General features: G+C 59.7%; 11 protein-coding genes. 5 read left to right on the forward strand and 6 right to left on the reverse strand.

Annotated features, from left to right (window positions below; genetic code table 11):
* Positions 1–3: 3 nt before the first annotated feature.
* Positions 4–933, reverse strand: a complete 930-nt coding sequence (locus IF654_RS06310) for an AraC family transcriptional regulator (RefSeq protein ID WP_047282320.1) — start codon at positions 931–933, stop codon at positions 4–6.
* Between the two features lie 321 nt (positions 934–1,254).
* Here IF654_RS06310 and IF654_RS06315 point away from each other — a divergent pair, with 321 nt between their 5' ends.
* Entirely contained in the window at positions 1,255–1,584 is a 330-nt protein-coding gene (locus IF654_RS06315; protein WP_194862660.1) for a putative quinol monooxygenase, read from the forward strand.
* Positions 1,585–1,625: 41 nt separating this feature from the next.
* Positions 1,626–1,859, forward strand: coding sequence for a hypothetical protein (locus IF654_RS06320; protein WP_083334089.1), 234 nt, complete (start codon positions 1,626–1,628; stop codon positions 1,857–1,859).
* Here IF654_RS06320 and IF654_RS06325 read toward each other — a convergent pair whose 3' ends face one another.
* Entirely contained in the window at positions 1,860–2,480 is a 621-nt protein-coding gene (locus tag IF654_RS06325; RefSeq protein WP_047282322.1) for a flavin reductase family protein, read from the reverse strand.
* A gap of 231 nt (positions 2,481–2,711) precedes the next feature.
* Positions 2,712–3,008 carry a hypothetical protein gene (locus IF654_RS06330; protein WP_047282324.1) on the reverse strand — a complete coding sequence of 99 codons (297 nt, stop codon included), beginning with the start codon at positions 3,006–3,008 and terminating at the stop codon, positions 2,712–2,714.
* Between the two features lie 371 nt (positions 3,009–3,379).
* Between IF654_RS06330 and IF654_RS06335 the strand changes: the two genes are divergently transcribed.
* Positions 3,380–4,135 (forward strand): COG4705 family protein, encoded by a 756-nt coding sequence (locus IF654_RS06335; protein ID WP_194862659.1) that lies wholly within the window; start codon positions 3,380–3,382, stop codon positions 4,133–4,135.
* Between the two features lie 51 nt (positions 4,136–4,186).
* Here the strand turns inward: IF654_RS06335 and IF654_RS06340 are convergent, their stop codons facing one another.
* From IF654_RS06340 to IF654_RS06350, 3 genes are all read right to left on the reverse strand, one after another.
* On the reverse strand, positions 4,187–5,509 hold the full coding sequence (locus IF654_RS06340; protein WP_047274233.1) for an MFS transporter: 1,323 nt from the start codon (positions 5,507–5,509) through the stop codon (positions 4,187–4,189).
* 217 nt (positions 5,510–5,726) lie between these two features.
* Entirely contained in the window at positions 5,727–7,061 is a 1,335-nt protein-coding gene (locus tag IF654_RS06345; protein ID WP_194862658.1) for a sigma-54-dependent transcriptional regulator, read from the reverse strand.
* 3 nt (positions 7,062–7,064) lie between these two features.
* Entirely contained in the window at positions 7,065–8,819 is a 1,755-nt protein-coding gene (locus IF654_RS06350; RefSeq protein ID WP_194862657.1) for an ATP-binding protein, read from the reverse strand.
* Positions 8,820–9,066: 247 nt separating this feature from the next.
* On the opposite strand from IF654_RS06350, the gene IF654_RS06355 reads away from it, so the two are divergent.
* Positions 9,067–15,600, forward strand: coding sequence for an NEL-type E3 ubiquitin ligase domain-containing protein (locus IF654_RS06355; protein ID WP_194862656.1), 6,534 nt, complete (start codon positions 9,067–9,069; stop codon positions 15,598–15,600).
* Between the two features lie 201 nt (positions 15,601–15,801).
* Complete coding sequence (locus tag IF654_RS06360; protein ID WP_194862655.1) at positions 15,802–22,329, forward strand: NEL-type E3 ubiquitin ligase domain-containing protein; 6,528 nt, start codon at positions 15,802–15,804, stop codon at positions 22,327–22,329.
* Positions 22,330–22,336: the final 7 nt, after the last annotated feature.

Consider the following 22,336-nt stretch of genomic DNA (forward strand, 5'->3'; position numbering starts at 1 on the left):
GGCCTATAAACCCATCCGCAGGCGCGCCAGGTCCCGCACCGGAGGCGCGCCAAACTGGCGGCTGTACTCGCGGCTGAACTGCGACGGGCTTTCGTACCCCACCCGATACCCTGCCGCCGACGCATCGAGCCCTTCGCTGAGCATCAGGCGCCGCGCCTCGTTGAGGCGCAGTTGTTTCTGGTATTGCAGCGGGCTCATGGCGGTCATGGCCTTGAATCGATGGTGCAGGGTCGACACGCTCAGGTTGGCTTCGCGGGCCAAGTCATCAATGCGCAACGGTTGTTGGAAATGGCCGTTGAGCCACGAAATCGCACGGCTCACACGGTGGGTTTGACTGTTCTCGGTCGCAATTTCATACAGCCGGTAGCCCAAGGGGCTGCGCAGCAAGCGGTACAAAATCTCGCGTCGAATCAGTGGAGCGAGCATGGCGATGTCCCGTGGCGTGTCCAACAGGCGGGTCAGGCGCAGAAGGGCATCGAGCATGACCTGATCGATGGGTTCGACATACACCCCGCGCCCTGCAGGCCGCGACGGTACGCCAATCGGCCCGGCTTCGCTGATCAGGGTGGTGATGTCCATCGGATCAATATCCAGGCGCAACGCCAGTACCGGGTGTTGCGGGGAGATTTCCACCACCCGGCCACTGATCGGCATCGACACCGACACCACCAAATAATTAAGCGGATCGTAGGCGAAGTACTCATCGGCCAGGCGCACTTCCTTGCGGCCCTGGGCAAGGATGCACAGCGCCGGTTGCGGCAGGCTGGGAGAAAAGTCGCTGGATTGGCTGTAACGCGACATGAACAGCGCGTCGACCCCGGTGGCGCAGGTGCCGTCTTCGCGGGTGTGACGATCAATGAGGTCGGCCAGTTCGATGCGCTTTTCTTCCAGCGCGGCATCGAGTGCGGCCATGGGCGGTTGTAGCGTTGACATGGGAGGCGCGTCCTCATGGGTGCGACGAAGTCGTCATAGCTTAGGTTTGTGCAAGCCCGAGGGGTAGCCGATTTCTGCCGCACCCTTGCCTGATCCTGTCAGGGTGCCTGCGATGAACGATCAAATTCGCGTCCTGCGGGCGCCTGCTTGCTTGAAATCGCGCTTTTTAGGGACCGTGGGGTGGCTGGTGGCGTGGTGGGTCGTTGCGAGACGGTATGCAGGATTGTGCAAGGGAAGGGCAGGAATCGACTAACGGCTGCGCGCGGCTGCGCCTTACGCTTTGAACCTCCCCTCACGCCCCCAAGATTTGTGGAGGTCTTCATGCCCCAGTCCACTGTTGCCATTCATACGACCCGGGTGCTTGCCCGCGCCGGCTGTTCGGGTCAGGTTGAGGCCTGCCTGAGCCCACTGATTGAACCGACGTTACAGATGCAAGGCTGCCTGCACTTCGCGTTGCAGCAATCGCGCAATGAGCCACTGCTGTGGCATGTCGTGGGGTATTGGCAGGATCAGGCGTCGATGCTGGCGTACTTTGAGTCCACGCTGATGCAGGTCTACAGCGTGCTCATGCACAGCCACGTGGTCGACCGTCTGGATTTTCAGAGCGACTGCGACGCGGCCGTTAGCGGCTTGCAGAAACGCGCCGGGTAAGCGGGTAGAATGCCGCCTTTTCACAGGCCGGAATCAGAACCATGGCGCGCAAAGAATTCGAAAAGTTTGAAGCGGTATCGGCAGTCGTCCCTGTAAAACCTGGGACTTACCACGCAGCGATTGCCGTCAAAGCGTTGTACGAAGGCGGAGCACCGCGTTTTCACACGATCTTGCCGGAGCAGACCTTCGCCACAGCGACAGCGGCCGATGCTGCTGCCGAGCAACAACTGGCCGCCCTGCAAGGCGTCAATGAAGACGCCGAGCTGGTCTGGTGATCAGGTTGGGCGGTGCATTTTGAATAGGGCTTCAGGCCCTAGCTGGAAGTAATCCGCCGGGCCGCCACCGCGCAAAATCGGTTCGGCGGCCGCCGTGTCGTACACCCCGTCTTTAAGCAGGTGTTTGGCGATATGCACCGCCACCACCTCGCCGAGAATCAGCCAGCTCGGCACTAACTGCTGGTCGGCGCGTTGCAGTTGCACGATCTGCGTCACTTTGCATTCAAACGACACCGGCGTCTGCGCCACGCGCGGCACACTCACCACCCGCGAAGGTGCGGTGGTCAGGCCTGCCAATTCAAACTCATTGACCTCGGGGCCGACCATGGCACAGCTCTGGTTCATGGCTTCAGCCAGCGGGCGCGTGGCCAGGTTCCAGACGAACTCGCCGGTTTGCTCAATGTTGTTGAGGCTATCTTTGCGCCCCACGCTGCAAAACCCAATGATCGGCGGAATGTAATTGAACGCATTGAAAAAGCTGTAAGGCGCCAGGTTGAGGTGGCCTTGGGCATCCTGCGATGAAATCCAGCCAATCGGACGCGGCCCGACAATGGCATTGAACGGATCGTGGGGCAGGCCATGGCCTTGGGAAGGTTCGTAGAAATGGATATCGTCAGGCATCACAAGCATCCGCAAACGGCTGATTTAGAAGGGCCCTATAGTGCAAGGCATTGCCCTTAAAAACAAAGTTTGTCTCCTGGATCTGCAATCCCTGTCGCAGCCTGAGCCTGCGTTCGCCCAGCCCTGAAACGTTATTGCGCGTCAATACACTCACCCGCCCATCGCTCACAGCCTTGCCGCCGAACGCAGCCTTGCAAGGCTCGTCAGCGGCGGGAGTGGGCATGCGGTCAATTAGCTGAAACGTGCGCCTTGTGTGCGGTCGTAGCCATTTTCGGCAAATGTGGCGGAGTGAGTGCGGTCGTAGCCATCTTCGGCGAATGTGGCGGAATGCGTATGGTCGAAGCCATCTTCAGCAAACGTGGCCGAGTGAGTGCGGTCATAACCATCCGCGGCAAAGGTGGCCGACCCGGTGCGGCTGTAGCCGTCTTCAGCAAAGCTCGAAGAATGGGTGCGGTCATAACCGTCTGCTGCAAACGCATTCAAAGCCAGTACAGAGAGGGCGGTGGCGAGGATCATTCGGGTTTTCATGGTCGTGCTCCTTGTTGCGTGTTGGGGATGTTGTGTCTCGATGGGTTCAGATTACGCCGATCAAATAGATTAAAAAGCGCAAAAAATGGCGCTTAAATATCGTTTTATTCGATATATAAAGGCAAGACTCTCTGTAGGCCGCACGCAACATCTGGGCGATTAACCCTGAAGGCTTCGGTCATCGGTATAGCGCTGAATGTGAAGAAGAGTGTGCAGGAGGCGAATTAACTGACAATTAATTCAGGTAATTCATGTTTGTGGATGCGCTTTTCATTTGCGTTTTACCTATTTTTCACGGCCTGAAACTCAGGCTTCTCCGGGCATAAAAAGCAGACGTGATAATTGCTTAGCCCCTTGGAGCCTTGACCCAAATGAATAAACTTCCACAGATCACCCTTGCGTTCTGGGTGATGAAAATCTGCGCCACCACGTTGGGCGAAACCGCCGGTGATTTGCTGTCGATGACCCTGAACGTGGGGTATGCCGTCAGTTCGATGCTTCTGCTCAGTGTGTTTGTCCTGACCTTGCTGACCCAGCTGTTCTCCAAAACCTTCAATCCAGTGCTGTATTGGCTGGTGATTCTGTCGACCAGCACCGCGGGCACGACCATGTCCGACTTCATGGACCGCACGTTAGGCCTGGGCTATGCCTCGGGGTCATTGATTTTGGTGTCGATTCTGGTGGCGATTTTTGCGTTGTGGAAATGGAGTGGAGAGTCGCTCAACGTCAACAACGTACAGACGCCACGGGGTGAGTTGTTCTACTGGATGGCGATTTTGTTCTCCAACACGCTGGGCACGGCGCTGGGTGATTACCTGGCGGACGATTCCGGGCTGGGGTTTGCGGGCGGAGCACTGTTCATCGGTGCAACCATCGGGCTGGTGGTGCTGGCGCGCTACTTCACCAAGATCTCATCCGTGGTGCTGTTTTGGGTGGCATTCGTGTTGACACGGCCGTTCGGCGCGACATTGGGCGATTTCCTGACCAAACCCCATGAAAAAGGCGGTCTCGATTTCGGCACGGTCGGATCATCACTGGTGTTGGCGGGGATTTTGGTGGCAATGATTGCCGGTGCTGCCTACGCGAAAAACCGACAAACCCGGCCGCCAGTGGCCGAGTTGTCGTGAACTGAACCCCCCGTGCAGGCGCTCACGGGCGTCTGCACGGGGTAACAGCGGTTAGTCGGTCTCGATGCGCGAGTGTTTACGGGTGTCTTTCATGGTGGCGTAAACGAACAGCGAGCAAGCGATACAGGCGGTTACGTACCAGTAATAGCCGGTTTCCATGCCCGCACTTTTGAACCACAGCGCGATGTATTCAGCGGTGCCGCCAAAGATCGACACGGTCAGTGCGTACGGCAGGCCGACGCCCAGTGCACGAATTTCAGTCGGGAACAGTTCGGCTTTGACCACGGCGTTGATCGAGGTGTAGCCACTGACGATGATCAGCGCTGCCATGATCAGGAAGAACGCGCCCCACCACGTGGTGATGGTGTGCAGCGTGGTCAGGATCGGCACGGTAAACAGGGTGCCCAGCACGCCGAAGGCAATCAGGATCGGACGCCGCCCGACCTTATCCGACAGCCCGCCTACCAGCGGTTGCAGGCACATGAACAGGAACAGCGTCGCGGCCGAGATGGTGGTGGAGTCGGAGATGCTCATGCCCACCGTGTTCACCAGGTATTTCTGCATGTACGTGGTGTAGGTGTAAAACGCCAGCGTGCCGCCCATGGTCAGGCCGACCACGGTCATCAGCTCTTTGGGATGACGCAGCAAGGTGCGCATGGCGCTTTCTTTTGGCTTGACCTTGACCTTGTTGAACGACTCGGTCTCTTCCATGCCGCGACGCAAAAACAGCGCCACCACCGCGCACAAGGCGCCGATCACGAACGGGATGCGCCAGCCCCAGCTGTACAGCTGCTCTTCGGTCAGGGTCTGTTGCAGCACGATCAACACACCGAGCGCGATGAGCTGGCCCGAGATCAGGGTCACGTACTGGAAGCTGGAGAAGAAGCCGCGACGCTCCTTGGTGGCCATTTCGCTGAGGTAGGTGGCCGAGGTGCCGTATTCGCCACCCACGGACAACCCTTGCAGCAAGCGGGCGAACACCAACAGGATCGGCGCGCCGACGCCGATGGTTTCATACCCCGGCGACAGGGCGATGATCAGCGAGCCGAAACACATCAGCAGCACCGAGGCCATCAACGCAGCTTTACGGCCTTTGCGGTCAGCGTACAGGCCCATCAGCCAGCCGCCGATGGGGCGCATCAGGAAGCCCACGGCGAAAATCGCGGCGGTGTTGAGCAATTGAGCCGTGGTGTCGCCCTTCGGGAAAAAGGCCTTGGCGAAATACAGCGAGAAAGCGGCGTAGACGTACCAGTCGTACCACTCGACCATGTTGCCGACGGAGCCGCTGAAAATGGATTTGATACGGCTGGAGGTGGTCTTTTCTTTCGGGGTCGCAGGGACCGACCCGGCAGGCAGGGTGCTGGAGTTATCCATTAACTGGATCCTTCTTTTTTTGGTTTTGTTATAGCGCGTTAAAACGCGTGCTTACCGGGACATAGCAGGAGTTGTGCCAAGACGTAAATGCCCGGTTTACAAGGGCAAAACCTATGAGGGTGAGCGGAATTTCGCTCAAACCCCTTAAGCGATAAGCGGAAATCCGCCTATCACTGCGGAGTGTGGCGCTGGCGGCAGGGTCGGCAGGTGCCGCGTTCTAGTTGGTGTTCAAGAACGCTTCGCGCACCAGCCCGTGACGCTGCATTTTTTCGTTCAGGGTGCGGCGAGGCAGTTGCAGCTCGGCCATCACCGCTTTGATATCGCCTTTGTGGCGGCTCAGGGCGGCGCGCAGGCATTGCGCTTCAAAGGCTTCCTGCTGGGCCACCAAGGACTGGCCAATGTCGGGGTCGTCCCATTGCGGTTCGCCCAGCCCCAATACCCGTCGTTCCGCCACGTTGGCCAGCTCGCGCACGTTCCCCGGCCAGTCGTGGCTCAGCAGGCGGGTTAACTGCGCGCCACTGAGTGGCTGCACACTGCGGCCCAGACGCTCGCCAGCGCTGTGGGAAAAGAACTCGTACAACAGCGGAATGTCTTCACGGCGTTCGCGCAAGGGAGGCAGGCGCAACTCGGCCACCGTCAGGCGATAGGCCAAATCCTCGCGAAAGCGCCCGGCGCGGGCTTCGTCCAGCAGGTCAGGCTTGGTGGCGGCGATGATGCGCAAATCCACCGCGATGCTGAGGTTGGAACCCAGCCGTTCAAGTTTTTGCTCTTGCAGCACCCGCAGCAATTTGGCTTGTTGGGCCAGCGGCATGCTTTCAATTTCATCCAGGAACAGGGTGCCGCCGTCGGCGTATTCCAGCTTGCCGATGCGTTTGCCCTGAGCACCGGTAAAGGCACCGCTTTCGTGGCCAAACAGTTCGGCTTCAAACAGGTGTTCGGGGATGGCGGCACAGTTGAGCGCCACAAAGGGCTGGTCGGCACGTGGCCCGAAATCATGCAGGCAGCGCGCCACCAGCTCTTTACCGCTGCCGGTTTCACCACGGATCAGTACGTTGACCGGCAACGGCGCCAAGTCGATCACCTGCCGGCGCAACGTCTGCAAGCTGCGCGATACACCCAGCAACCGGCCGTCAAGCTGTTCGCGCACATCGACCTGTTCATGCAGGCGGCGGTTTTCCAGGACCAGCCGACGTTTCTCCAGCGCGCGGCGCAGGCTGCTGAGCAGGGCCTCGGGGCTGAAGGGTTTTTCCAGGAAGTCATAAGCGCCGTCGCGCATGGCCTCCACCGCCATGGGCACATCGCCATGCCCGGTCAGCAGGATCACCGGCAAGTCCGGGTCCAGTTGTTGCAAACGGGTCAGCAGGGCCAGACCGCCCATGCCGGGCATGCGCACGTCACTCACAATCACCCCAGCAAAATGCGCGGGCAGGTGGCTGAGGCAGTCTTCGGCGCAACTGTACAGCTGCACGTCAAAGCCGCTGAGGCTCAGCCATTGCTCAACGGCGGTTCGAATGCTGGCCTCGTCATCGACCACGATTACCGAATCAAGCATGTTTCAAGCGTCCTGTGCGATGGGCAGCGTCAATGTGAACAGTGCGCCATCGGCGTGGTTACAGGCAGTCAGGCGACCGCCGAGTTCATGAACGATGGCATACGACACCGCCAGCCCCAAGCCCAAACCGTCGCCCACCGGTTTGGTGGTGAAAAAGGGGTCGAAGACCTTGCCCAAGTGTTCGTCACTGATGCCGCCACCGCTGTCGCTGACGGTCAAATGCCACAACTGCTGATCGGCTTCGATGCAAATTTCCAACTGCTTGCGCGGTGTGTCGTGCATGGCGTCCAGCGCATTGCGCAGCAGGTTGATCATGACCTGCTCCAAACGAATCGCATCGCCGCGCACCCAGGCCGGGCGCACCAGCCGGGTGTGCAGTTCAACCCCTTCTTCCTTGAGCCGCGGCTCCACCAACTGTAAGGCCTGGTCCACCACACTGGCCAGATCCAGGCGCTCGCGCAGGCCGCTGGGGCTTTGCCGGGCGTAGGTTTTCAGATGCCCAGTGAGCGCCGCCATGCGCGTCAACATATGTTCCAGCGGCGTAAGGGCTTTATAGGCGTCTTCGATGCGACCGTGGTCAAGCAACAGGCGCAAGGTGGCCAGTTGCATGCGCTGGGCGGTGAGCGGCTGATTGATTTCGTGGGCCAACGCCGCCGACATCTGCCCCAGCGCCGCGAGTTTGGCCGATTGCACCAGGCCATCTTGCGCGGTGCGCAGGTCACGGGTGCGGGCTTCGACCAGTTGTTCAAGTTCTTCACGGTTACGTTGGCGCATGCGGCCAATGCGCCAGCGTTGGAACAAAAACAGCCCCAGAAACACCAGCGTCAGCCATAAACCAACGGCTGCCAGCGCGGCATTGCGCCCGTCTTCACTGGCGGTCGGCGGTTTGCGCAGCAAGTGCAGGGTCCAGCCTTCGGCTTTGAGTGGCAACGACCCCCACAAATAGTCCGTCGGGCCGTCCGGGCCATCCACCTGGGTCAGGAAGCTGTTGTCATCAAACACGCGCAGGGTGCGGGTCGGCATCAGGGTCAACGGCTGTTTGTCGTATTGGCGGGTCAACGTGATGTTGTCGCGGTCGCTGTCAATGAGCGGGCGCAGGTGGCGATAGCGCCAGCCGGGTTGATTGGCGATAAACACGATGTCGCGCGCATCGCTGACCAGCAGGGTGTCGCTGCCCTGGCTCCACTCGCGCTCCAGCTCCGGGAACTCAAGCTTGACCACAATGGCGCCCAGAAAGCGCCCGCCGCCATCGTGGACGGCGCTGGACAAAAAGTAGCCCGGGATCCCGCTGGTCACGCCCACGGCATAAAACCGCCCGGTGCCCTGACTGCGGGTCTGGCTGAAATAAGGGCGAAACCCGTAGTTATGGCCCACGTAACTGTTGGAGGTGTTCCAGTTACTGGCGGCCACGGCCAGTCCGGTGCTGTCGAGCAGCTCCAGCGTGGACGATTGCGCGGCCCCATTGATGCGTTCCAGTTTGCGATTGAGCTGGGCCTGTACCTCGGGGGTGACGTGCCCGGCCAATGCGGCGATCAGTTCCGGGTCTTGCGCCAGCACGGCGGGCAGGGCGCGGTAGCGTTCGATCAGCGTGTGCAGCGAATTGGCATATAAGCTCAGTTGCTCGGGCCCGCGTCGGGCGCTTTCTTCCAGCGCATGGTGTTTGGCCTGTTGCATGGCCCAGCCGCCTGCAACCACAGCCCCGACCAAAATCAACACGGTGTACAGCGTCAAACGCAGATAGCGGGACGTCACGGGCATAGTGGCAATACGCTCGATTATGGGGCGCAAACCATAGCATGCGGGGCTGTCGGGCCAATAACGGCGTTTGCGGCAAGCGTCATAAAGCATGACGCAGATCTATGTCATGGTCAGGTGAAGCGTTTACGCACCACCCTCAACCGATGAGGTGCGCACGTAGGGCGGGTGTTGCCCGGCATAGCTATCTACCGCTTGGCGCGTTTTGTTCCTGTTTAGGGTGAACCCTTCTCCCACAGGAACATGGCCCATGACCGGTTTTTCTCTCAACAACATAGATCGCGCGCCCGCGCTGTTATCAGCCAAGCAATGGGCGCAGCACGATGCTTTCAACTATATGGCCGCCAACATGAAGGCCAACTTTGCAGGCTTTGAGACGGCGCTGATTCAGCATTACATCGATTTGCAGCGCAAGGCGCTGGCCAGCGTGCAGGCCCTGGACACTGAAAGTATGCGTTTTCGCAACACCTTCAAATCCACCCGGCTGGCCCAACTCAAGCGCGCCCTGAAAACCCTCACCGGCGATGACGTGGACCCCGAACGTGCCTGGCTTTACACCCGTTACCGCGAATTCAAAGAGCAGCGCACGCCGCTGGAGGTATTGAGCGGATGGGTCAGCCCCAAACCGGACGTCTCTGACGGTGCCGCCAGGGCTGACCGCGCCCTCGATGAATCAAAGTATGTCGATCACGTGTTCTCAATCAGCCTATGGGACGCCGCGTGCGCCAATTTCGGTTTCGGCACCGACTCGATCTTTCTCAAGCCGTTCAGCTTCGTTGAGGCCAGTTTTATTCGATACGGGCAGACGAACAAGGAGATGGACGTCAGGGCCTTCATTGCCATCGTTCGCGAGCTGGATTTCGGCACGTGGCTGTCCACCACGCTGTTACAGGCAATGGGCCCCGACGGCACGTTAAACAAGCTCATTTCAGAGGCCGCCACCTCCGTTTTTGCTTTTGACCTGCTGGAGGCTTATCGCACGTCGGCGGTGAGCGGTGTCACCCGCGAGCGTTACGAACAACTGCTTAAAGCCTTCAAGGGTGAGCTGCCCTGGCATGTGCACTCGGTGGAAATGGCCCGCTCCATTCTGGCAGTGGCCGATCAAATCCCCGTTGGGCTGCTCTTCATGCACTTCCCGGCAGAGGTGGGCGGGTACAGTTATTTTCCCAACCGGCCCGGCGGCGCGCTGCAGTATCACGCGCAAGGGGAAGCCTACAAAGAGCACTTCCTGGCCCAACTCAAACAGGCCCATCGCGACGGTGAAATGGGTTGGTTTGCTTCGCAACTGCCGTTGACCCATCTGCGGCGCTTTCAAAAATTATTGAATGCCGAACCGCGTCCTGCGGGCCTGAGCTGGTTGGCAGGGGTGCTGTATGACGGGTTTCATGCGGCATTCCCGGAACCGTCGCTGGACACGGTGAGCCTATACGCCAACCCCTTGGCTTCGCCCCGCAAATCCATGCTCGAGATGCTGAGCGCGTTTCACGAAACTCGATTCAAAGCGGATTTGAGCCTGTTGGCCACTTCCCGCTCCGAGGCCGATTGGCAGGCGCTAAAAGAGGCCATGCTGGCCATCGGGCAGGAAGTCCTGAGCTTGCTGACCACGCCGGTGCCTGGGGGCGTTACGGGGCTGAACCGGGTGATGCAGGCGGCCGTGTTCGGGTCTTTGAGCTACAGCGTGGTCAAAGGATTTTGGGAGGCGAGCAAAGGCGCGACCAATGAGTTTGCCGGAGCGTTGGCCGATACAGCGGACATGCTGCTCAGCGGATGGCTCATCGGGGTCGGTAGCCACGTTCACCGCACGCGCATGACTGCACTCTGGAACCAATTGGGCCGGCCGCGAAAAGTGGTCTATGCCGACGGCAAAACCGATCTCTGGCACCCCGATCTGAACCGTTACTCCCAGGTGGACGCCAGCGCGCTGGACAGCCTGACGCCCAACGCTGAGGGTATCTATGAGGTCAATGACAAGCTGTATGCCAAGGTCTATGACGGCGAAGTACACCGTGCCGTGGAAATCATCTACGACGCCCAGGGCAAGCACTACGTGATGAACACCACGCAGGCCCATGCGTACCGGCCCGTGGTGAAGTTTGATTTGGCCCGCCAAGTCTGGCGTCTGGCGCTGGACGACATTGACCTGTTGAGTGACGCCCGGTTAGTGCAACGGATGCTGCCTTTTGACGACGCGCAGCTCGACCTCAACGCTATCGATTTGATGCTGCGGATTACAGCGACCACGCGCGAGCAGCTTGAACGTACCTGGCACGGCCAGCGCATTCCAGGCCCTTTGACCGACGGTGTGCGGCGCTTGCGGGTGGATAGGTTGATCACGCGCATCATCGATGACCTGCCGTTGCGCGGTGAAATGCCGGCCAATAGCGATCACGCTGTCTTTGCTTTGCTGACACAGTTGCCCCACTGGCCTGCGGACACCGTGCTGGACGTCTTCGATCAGCAGGGCGTGCAGGTGGAGTCGTACGGGCAGGCGCCACGGCCGGGCGCGGCCAGGCACGCCATCGAAATCAAGCGGCTCGACTACGGCCGCTATGTGGCCCGCCAAGAGGTGACGCACACCGTGGCAGGTGTTGAACAATTGTTCACCCTGATCGTCGATCAGTTGCCTGAGACGTGCGAACTGGGGCGAGAAGGGCGGCCACAGGCGAGCACGACCAGTCGGATTGCCACTATTCGGGAACAGATCGCGCAGTTGGCCAAGCGTGAATACACGGTGTTGTTTCAGGCGCTGACGGTGCTGGAGGGGCATCAGCGTTCGGATGCCGTCGCCAGCCAGCACCCAGCCCGTGGATTTTTGCCGTTGGTGTACCCGCCGTTAACGGCCACCACCACGGCGTTGATTGCCAAGTTGCATGGGCTGGACCCGCAGTTGTCGGTCGAATGCCTGGAGCAGTTGCTGGACGAGTACCCGTTCACTGCCGCCCAGATCGACGAGGCGCTGACCCATGACCGGCTGCCTGTTGCGTTTGCCGAGGCCGCGCAACGGCTCAAAATTCAGTTACGGATCGATCAGACGCTGGACGGCATCTACCACACACGGGCTCACAGCCACGACACCGACCTGTGGACCCGTGAGTTTGCCAAGGGGCTGCTGAGTGAGAAGCTGGATCGCTCATTGGTTATTACGGAATATGGCGACCCGCAGAACATCACCCCGTACGTGCCCACCGGCCCCGAAGACAACGCCGTGGTGTTACGTCATTACGGCAACGGTATTTACAAGGCCTACGATTTTCAGAGGGATGTGGTGGTGCCTGTTCCCGTCAGCAGTGACAGCTTCTATCTGGCCATTGGCTCAATTTTGCGCTTCGACGAGCGGCTTTCCCTGGGCATGCGCACGGCGAGTGATGCCGCCGGGTTGCGCCAAACCCTGGGGGACATGATGTCGGCGATGCGCCAGCCCAATGGCGAGGTCAGGCTTTGGGAAAACACCGCCAGCCAGTTTGCGCAGGACCTGCGTTTGCCCCATGACGCGATGCCGGACGAGATCGGTCTGTACGACGTGAACGGCAAACACTACCTGCCGCTCTATGGTTTCGTGTTTCAAGTCGAATGGGACGCCAGCCTCAAGCATTGGCGCTTCAAACACCCCACCAACGTGGGGGTCGATGCGCCCGTGCTTGAGCACAATGGCGAGGGGGCGTGGCGGGTCAACACCGAAAATCCCTTGCAGTGGCAGGGCCTGACCCTGTTGCGCCGACTGCGCGCCACCCCGGTTTCGTTCGAGGAGACGGTGGGCAGGCAGATCATGCAGATCAGCAACACCGATGAGGGGGTTTTACGTCAGGTACACCTCAACAACGGCGCGCCACCGCCCTTGCTGATGGACACCTGGAAACGCTTTGACATCGAGGCGCAGATCAAGCACTTCGTGCAGTCCATGCAGGAGCATTACGCCTTGCGCACTGCCCGGGCAGACATTCAATTGCTGCTACTGCAAAGCCTGCCCGGCTGGCCACGCGACAAGGTGCTGCACGTGGTGGACGCGCAGGGCAACACGCTGGCCGAATACGGTGCCGATTTAAGCCCCGCTGTGCCTCGGATCAGGCTTTCGCGTGAAGACGCCAGTAACGGCAGCTTGCTGCGGGCGGTGCTCATGAAACTCGACCGGGCCGATACTCAGGCGCTGCTGGGGCACTATGACCCGGTGATTGAGCAACGGATGTTGCGCCTGGGCAAAAAAATCGCCGGGCACGCACTCACGCGGCATGCGCAACTGTTCAAATCGCTCTACGAGAAAGCCGAGCACAGCAGCGACCCGCACATTCAATTAATCCAGAAACACCCGTCCCAGTTGCCCCTGAGCGTTATAAAAACCGTGCTGCGCCATACCACCACCCGTGAAAAAACCGATTATCTGGATAAGGGCGTCATGCCACCGCGTGTGGCTGAACAACTGCCCTGGTCCGCCCGGGAAGTGCGCCTGACCCGCGCCTATGAAGGGCTGTTTCTGGGAGCCACGGCCACAGCGGACAGTGAAAAGCTGACCTTGCACATGCTTCAGGCGCTGCCGGGATGGCCGGGTCACGTGGCGATCGAGGTGCGCAGCAACACGCTGGACGGCGCCGTGCTTGACCGGATATCGAGTACCGACGCGGTCAGTGTGCGTCGGCTGGTCAAGCGCGAGCATCAATACCTGGCCTATTCGCCAGAGGGCCAGCCCTTGAATACCTTGCCTGAAACGGGCAACAACCTGCTGCCCTCCATCCTGCATGTGCTCAGCGAGGACGAGCGCAATGCCATCGGTATTCAGGGGGTTGATGAAAGCCAGGTTCTGGCCGCAAAAGTCAGTGACCTGGCCCTCGCGCACCGGGCCAACGTCAAAACCCTGTTGGGGCTCGATGCCGATAAACCCTGGCTCAGGCCACCGATGAACATCGACGTGTCCTTCCTGGCCTATCCCTTGTTTGGGCGGCAGGGCCAAGGCATTCATTCCAACAACTTGATCCGCAAGGCCGTGCGGCTGTACCCCAGCCTGAATGCGGATGAGATCAACTTGCTCCTCAATACGCTGGGTGCCAATGAGGCCAGCCGGCTGGTGGCGCTGGAGCGCAAGAGGGTCGAGTACGAAACGATGAAGTTGCAACTGGAGGTCTGGTCACACACGCTGATTCGTACCGTGTCGCCGGGGTATGTGTTGCCCGTTTCCAGAGAGGACCGCGAGCAGGTTGTTCAGCGCATCTTGAGCGCATGGCGTAAAGAAACCCCCAGAATCTACGCCCACGATGGGCACTTCATCGGCCACAAGCTGGACCTGTCCAGTTGGGTGGTCGGGGATCTTCCGGCGCTGGCGGGGGATTTCAGCCACATTGGGTCGCTGGACATGGACAGCATGGGGCTGTACAGCGGCTCCAACGAGTTTCTGAACAGCTTCACCCGGCTGCGCTGGTTGTCGATGGCCAACAACCTGCTACCGGAGGTGCCGGCCGGGGTCTTGAGGATGACGGGGCTGACCCGGCTGATTTTAAACAACAACCTCATCGTCCTCACGCCTCAAACCGTGCAAAGTCTGCGAAATCTGCGTCTGCTGAAAATTCTCAACCTCAAGTACAACCGCCTGGGGCTGGCGCCTGATGTCAGCCTTATGAGTGATCTGCGGGGCCTGTACTTGCGCCATGCCCGAATTTCGACATGGCCCACGGGGGTGCTTGAGTTGACCCACATCGAGCGGTTGGACCTGCGTAACAACCAGATCACCGACATTCCCCAGGCCGTGTTTGAGGTGCCGGATGACAGCCCGGTCAATCGCCACACGGTGCTGCACGATAACCCCCTGAGCGCGCAAAGCCTGGAGCGTCTGCAGGCTTACCGCGAGCGCACAGGTTTGGGACTGGGCATTGCGGTCCATCGCGAGCACCTCGAGGGCCCTGAGTCAGACCTGATCGAGCTGGAAGCCTGGCTTTCGGATGAATTGACCGACGCTGACCTGATGAGCAAATCCTCGCAGTGGCTCTTGCTCAAGCGTGAAGGCCAGGTGGCCGAAGACTTTTTCAGGCTGTTGCATGACATGACCGACTCCAAAGACTACCGCACCAGTGTCACGCAAGAGCGCCTGAAGACGCGCGTCTGGACCCTGATCGAACGAATGCTGGAGTCCACCGAGCTGCGCACCAGCGTGTTCAATGAGATCAATCACGAGCGCACGTGCTCCGATGGGGTCATGTTTATTTTCGACAACCTGCAAGTGCTGACCCTCGTGCACAAGGCTGAGCAGCAGGACACGCAGACCTTGAGTGCCGCGTATTTGCTGGCGCTGGCCAAGAGCATGTTTCGTTTGCGACAGGTGGATGAGGCCGCCCGTCAGGATATTGCCGAGCGTTACAGGTCGGGCGGGATGCCGGATGAAGCGGAAATACAACTGGCTTACCGCATCAAACTGGCCCGGGACCTGGCATTGCCCACACAAACCCAAGGCATGCACTTTGAGGCGATTGCAGCCGTCACCCCGGTTCAAATCGAACTCATCAAGGCCCGAATCCTGAGCATGGAAGGCTCACCCGCACAGCAATACGCCATCACCACAGAGAAGTTTTGGCGACAGTTTCTGCTGCGTACGCATGAGGAGCGCTTTCAGGCGATTGAGGATGAGTTCAAAACGACCTACGAAGCGCTGACCGAGCAAAGTGAGGCCTTGGGTGAAACAGACTATGAACGCCAGGCGCAGGAGGCCGTGACCCGCAAGGATCAGGCGATCGAAGCCCTGTTCGATGAACTGACCCGCCAAGCGCAAGCGGAGACCGCAGGCGTTGAGGTCAACCTCTTCTAATCGGTTGCACGTTTGTCTGCTGTTTTCAGGCCCTGAAGCGTGTGCATCAGGGCCTTTTTTCGAGCCGGTTTCCAACTCGCGCCACCACTGCGGCGACGCAATAGCAGCGTTTTGCCTCAGTCAGGGGTGGTTAAATAACTACCGCATCTACCGTGCTGATCCTGTTTAGGGTGAGTTTTTCCCTTCACTGGATTACCTGACATGACCCTCTCTTCAGATGGACCTGAGCGTCCACCGGCCCTCCTGACGGCCAAGCTGCTTGCCCAGCAGGAAGCACTGGCCTTTATGGCGGCCAACATGCGTGCCCGATTTGCCAACTTCGACAATGATCTGATCAAGCGCTACATCGACGTACAGCGCGCGGCCCAGAGCAGCGTGAAAGAGGCCGAAACAGAAACCACACGTTTCAGGGAAGCCTTCAAAACCACACACATGGCCCGGCTCAAGCAGGCGCTGAAAACCCTGACCGGGGACGACGTCGACCCTGAGCAAACCCGAATTTACACCCGTTATCTGGAGTTCAAGGAAGGCCGTACGCCGCTGGACCTGTTAAGCGAGTGGGTCAATCCCTCGTCCAAAGTCCAAGAGCAACCGATGCGACGGCGGCGCGCGCTGGATGAGTCCAAAACCGTCGAGCACGTGCGCTCCATGACGTTGTGGGAGGCCGCGTGCGCCAATTTTGGTTTCAGCACCGACTCGATCTTCCTCAAGCCGTTCAGCTTCGTTGAAGCCAGCTTCATTCACTATGGCCCGGCCAGAAAACCGATGGATGTGCGCGGGTTTATCGCCATTGTTCGAAAGCTGGACATGGGCGGTGCTCTGGCACAAGACCTGGTACAGGCGATGGGGCCTGACGGCATCTTGAACATTCTGATTGGCAAGGCCACCCGTGCCAGCTTTGAATTTGACCTGCTGGAGGCGTACCGCAATGCCGCTGTCAGTGGTATCCAGCGCGAGGACTATCAGCGCTTGCTCAAGGTGTTCAACGACCCCAAAGCCTGCGATGTGCGGCCAGTGTCGGTCTATCGTTCGGCGCGCGCGATTTTTGACGACCCCATGGAAACGTCGTTGGTGGTCCTTGAATTCGAGGATGTAAAAGGGGTGTACAGCTACTTTCCGAACCGGCCGGGCGGCGCGCTCTTGTACCATCCCCCTCGCACGAGTTTCACCGAGCATTTCAGGCGGCAATTGAAGCAGTCCCACCGCGAGAAGGACCTTGGTTGGTTCGCCGCTCAATTACCCCTGCCGGCGTTGAACGAATTTCAAAAGCTGCTCAGTGATGAACCGCGTCCGCCGGGCTTGAGCTGGCTGGCCGGGGCGCTGTATGACGGTTTTCACCTGGCGTTTGCGGAGCCGACCCTCAACACCCTGAAGTTCAAAGTGGAGCCGGTTGGCTACCCACGGCGAAAGCTGGTCGATGTGCTGAGCAGGCGTCAGGTCAAGCGTTACAAGACCAACCTCACGCTGATGGCGTCTTCGCGCTCTGCAGCCGACTGGCAAGCGCTCAAGGACGCCATGCTGGCCATTGGCAATGAACTACTGAGCTTGCTCTTGACCCCGGTCCCCGGTGGCGTGACGGGGTTGACCCGGGTGATGCAAGTCGTGGTGTTTGGCTCGCTTGGCTATAGCTTCGCCAAAGGCGTCATCGGGGCCAGCCGTGGGGAGTCCAGTGAGTTTGCCAGTGCCTTGGCCGACACGGCCGATCTGTTGCTCACCGGGTGGTTGATCGGGGCGGGCGCAAGGGTGCATGACAAACGGATGAATGCCTTGTGGAACCGCTTGGGGGAACCACGAAAAGTCACCCTGGGCGATGGCAACACAGCGCTGTGGCGACCTCAACTGGATCAGTATTCCCTCGTGCAAGCCAGCACACTGGACAGCCTGACGCCTGACATTCAAGGCCTGTATGAAATCAACGACAAACTCTACGTCAAGGTGTACGACGGGGATGCCGTGCGCGCTGCCGAGGTGGTCTACGACCCGAAAGACAAGCGCTACGTGCTCAACACCCCGGACCTGCACGCGTACCGCCCGCCGGTGAAGTTCGATCCTGCCAAACAGATGTGGCAGCTGGTGCTGGACGATGTCGGCCACCTGAGCGATGTGCAACTGGTGCAACGCATGTTGCCCTTTGATTCGACGCGCGTGGCCATCAAGGACATTGAGTTGATGTTGCGCACCACCGCGACCACGCGGGTGCAGCTGGAACAGGTCTGGCTGGGCGAGCCGCTGCCGGGGCCTTTGGCCGACGGGGTTCGCCGGTTGCGGGTTGAACAGCAGATCACCCGGATCATTGATGACTTGCCCCTGCGCGGTGAACTGCCGGCCAATGCCGATCATGCCGTGTTCGCCTTGCTCACCCAGTTACCGCACTGGCCTGCCGATACCGTACTCAATGTGTTCGACCGTCAGGGTGTGCGGATCGAATCTTATGGGCCCGATCCACGACCGGGCGTTGAGCCGCACAGCATTGACATTAAACGGCTGGACACCGGCCGCTACGTGGCCAAAGAGGATGTGACGCAAGGTCCCGCCAGCGTCGAGCAACTGTTTACGCTGATTGTCGATCAACTGCCTGAGGGTTCTGAGCTGGGGCGTGACGTCAATCCGGCGGTCAGCAAAGCCGGGCAGATTGCCACGCTGCGTGAACAAATCGCCCAACTGGCCCAAATCGAACGGGCGCTGTTGTTTCAGGCCCTGACGGTGCTGGAGGGGCATCAGCGCTCTGACCCGGTGGCCAGCCGCAACCCGGCCCGCAAGTTCTTGCCGCGGGTGTATCCAGCGTTTTCCAGCCGAACGTCGGCTTTGATCGCCAAACTGCATGCGCTGAACTCGTCGTTGTCGGTGGCGTGCCTTGAACACTTGCTGGGGCAGTACCCCTTCAGTGGGAATCAGGCCCGTGATGCGTTGCTGCACAATCGTCAGCCGATTCCGTTTTCTGAAGCAGCGGATCGTCTGAAAATCCAGTTGCGTATCGATCAGGCGCTCGATGGCATTTATTACAGCCGGGCCTATAACCCGGACATTGACCAGTGGACACGCGAGTTTGCCAAAGGCCTGCTGAGTGACAAGTTGGACCGATACCTGGCGATTACCGAGCATGACGCCCCGTACCTTGTGCGCACCGGGCCTGACGACACCGCTGTGGAACTGCGGCATTACGGCAACGGCATTTACAAGGCCTACGACGTCAAAAACAGCAGCGTCATTCCGGTCCCCGAGACCAGTGACAGTTTTTATCTGGCGATTGCCTCGGTGCTACAACCCCACGAGCGCACGCTTCTGGGCATGCGGCACCCCACCGACAGCCAGGGGTTTCGCACCGCGTTGGGCGATGCCATGTCGGCCATGCGCCAACCGAGCGGTGAGGTTCGGCTTTGGGACAACTCGGCCAGCCCATACATTCAGGACCTGCGCCTGCCCCGTGACCTTCAACCCGATGAACTGGGGCTTTACCACCTCAACGGCAAACAATACGTGCCGTTGTACGGTTGGGTGTTTCAAGTGGAATACGACAAAGTCACCGCCCACTGGCGGCTCAAGCACCCCTCCCGAGTGGGGGTCGATGCGCCGGTACTGGAACACAACTTTGAAGGTGCGTGGCGCGTCAGCACTGAAAACCCTTTGCAATGGCAAGGCTTGTCCCTGCTGCGCCGGTTGCGTGCGACGCCCGTTTCGTTTGAAGACGCGGTGGGCCAGCAGATCATGCGCGTCAGCCATACCGATGAAGGCAGCCTGCGCCATGTGCACGTGAACAACCGTGCGGCTCCACCCCTGTTGATGGACACTTGGAAACGCTTTGATATCGAGGCTGAGATTCACCGTTTTGTGAACGCCATGCAGGAGCATTATTCCCTGCGTACGGCCCGTGCCGATATCCAGTTGCTGTTGCTGCAAAGCCTGCCGGGGTGGCCCCGCGATAAAGTGCTGCAAGTGGTGGACGAGCACGGCAACACCTTGGCCGAATACGGGGCCGATCTGAGCCGTGCGATTCCCCGTGTCACGTTGTCCCGTGCAGACGCCAGTAATGGCAGCTTGTTGCGCGCGGTGCTGATGCGTCTGGACAAGGCTGACACCCTGCAACTGCTGGGCGAATACGCACCGGTGATTGAGCAACGCATGCTGGCGCTGGGCAAAAAGCTGGGCGAACACGCCCTTGCGCGCATGCCTGATTTGTTCAAGTCGCTCTACGAAAAAGAAGAGAAAAGCTCAGATCCGCACGTGCAACTGATCCAGCAAGATCCGACTGCACTGCCCCTGAGTGTTATCCGCCATCTGCTGCACCAGGCCACGGCACATGAAAAGTCCGAGTACCTGGACAACGGCGATATAGCGCCTCGACTGGCAGAACAGATGGCCCACACCGCGAGGGAAGTGCGCCTGACCCGCGCCTACGAGGGGTTGTACCTGAAGGCCACGGCCACCCCTGACAGTGAAAAACTCATGCTGCATCTGTTGCAGGCTCTGCCGGGCTGGCCGGGGCAGGTGGCGATTGAAGTGCGTAGCCAGACGCTGGACGGACCTGTGCTCGACAGTATCGGTACAGCCGAACCGGGCCATTACCGGCTGTTGGTCAAGCAGGAGCATCAGTACCTGGCGTATTCAAACAACGGATCGGTCTTGAATGCGCTGCCGGAGACGGGCAATAACCTGCTGTCGTCCATCCTGCATGTGCTCAGTGAAGAGGAACGCGCGGCCATCGGCCTGCAGGGCGTGGAGGATAGCCAGACCCTGGGGGCGAAAATCAGCGACCTGGCCTTGGCCCACCGGACAAATATCCGCACCTTGCTGGGGCTGGAGACCGAAAAGCCCTGGATTGAGCCCGTAATCAAGATGGATACCTCGATTGTTGCTTATCCCTTGTACCCGCCGACGGGGGCGGGTGCGCACGCCAATGACCTGATACGCAAAGCCGTTCTCCTTTACCCAAGCTTGACGGGCGAGCAGATCAACCATTGGCTCAATCGCTTGGGCAATGACGAAGCGTCCCGCTACAGAGCCGTGGAGCAACTGCGGGTTGAGTTTGAAAACAACAAACGACAGTTGGAGGCATGGGCGGCGCTGGAAGTGGTTTCGCCCGGCTCTGCTCAGGCAGCGCCTAACCCTGCCAGGCGCGAGGCGGTGCAGCGGATCTTGAGTGCCTGGCGGACAGAAACCGAGCCCCTGTATTCAACCGACGGCCAGTTCATCGGGTACACATTGGACCTGTCCAATCTGGTTGTCGGCGACTTACCGGCGCTCAACGCGAATTTCAGCCACATCGGCTCGTTGGTCATGGACGGTATGGGGCTATTTAATGACCCCAGTGATTTCTTGAGCCGTTTCACCGGCTTGCGCCACCTTGCGATCACCAACAATCGGCTTGCGGCCGTACCGCAGCGCGTCTTCCACATGACGGGGCTGACGCGCCTCGACCTGAGCGGCAATCGCATCGTGCTCACGCCTGAAAGTGCCCAAGGGTTGAGCACGCTCACGTCCCTGCGGGTGTTGAACCTCAACTTCAACCTCGTCGGATCTGGCGGCTGGCCCCAAGTAGCGTCTGCCGTGCCCGATGTCACCCACATGACGGAATTGCGAGAACTGCATCTGCGTGGCAACCAGCTCCTGCAATGGCCGTCCGGGCTGGTTGGCCTGGCGCACCTCGAAACGGTGCGCATGGACTTCAATCACCTGTTCAACATTCCGCAAGCCATTCTGGACCTGCCTGCCGACAGCTCCGTGGCGCGCAGTATCCGCTTGTTTGGCAATCCGCTCATGCCTGAGGCGATGGAGCAGTTGGAGGTGTATCACCAGCGCACAGGGTGGAGTTTCGGCATCATCCTGCCCGACAGAACGGTGCCGGAGCATGACCATAAACGGCTGGTAGCCCAGTGGTTTCCGCCGGGTCTGGCCAGCGGCGAGAAGGCCCGCAGAACCCGCCAATGGGACTTGCTCAGGCGCGAAGGCCGGGTGGCGGAAGACTTTTTCAGGGTCATCCGCGACATGACCGGTTCCAGGGAATACGAAACGTCATCCACCCGCCAGCCGCTTCAGGAGCGTGTCTGGGCGTTGATTGACCTGATGTTGGAATCCACAGCGCTGCGCCAGGCGATCTTCCATGAAATCAATTTTGTGGCGACCTGCGCTGATGGCGTCATGGTGATTTTCGGCAACCTCGAAGTGACCGCGCAGGTGCATAAAATCGAGCGTATGAGCACTGAGGAAACCATTGCCGCTGACTTGTTGAAGTTCGCCAAAAGCCTGTTCCGGCTGCGTCAGGTGGATGACATTGCGAACAAGGACATCCGGGATCGCTATCAGGCCGGCGCCCACCCCGACGACGCTGAAATTCAGCTGTATTACCGGGTCTTCCTGGCCGAAGAGCTGGGGCTGCCCCTTAAGACCCGCAGCATGCAGCATGAACAAATAGCTGGCGTCACCCCGCAGATGCTTAACGCTGCCAAGGCGCACGTGTTGAGTCTGGACGCCAGCCCGGCGCTGCACTACTCGATCACCCGTGAAAAATTTTGGCGCCGGTTCCTCAAGCGCAAATACGAGGCACGCTTCAAGGCGGTCAGGGACGATTACGATAAAAAGCGCGAGCAACTCGCCAGCCAAAGCGAAACCCTGGAGGAGGCGCTCTATATCCAGCAAGGCGAGGAAGCAGCCGCCAGCCACAAACAGGCCAGAGAGGCGCTGTTTGATGAGCTGACCCGTTTTGAACAAGCAGCGGCGGGCCTTGCAGGATAAACCGTGG

The organism is Pseudomonas lundensis, from assembly GCF_015377145.2.
GTDB classification, from domain to species: Bacteria; Pseudomonadota; Gammaproteobacteria; order Pseudomonadales; family Pseudomonadaceae; genus Aquipseudomonas; species Aquipseudomonas lundensis.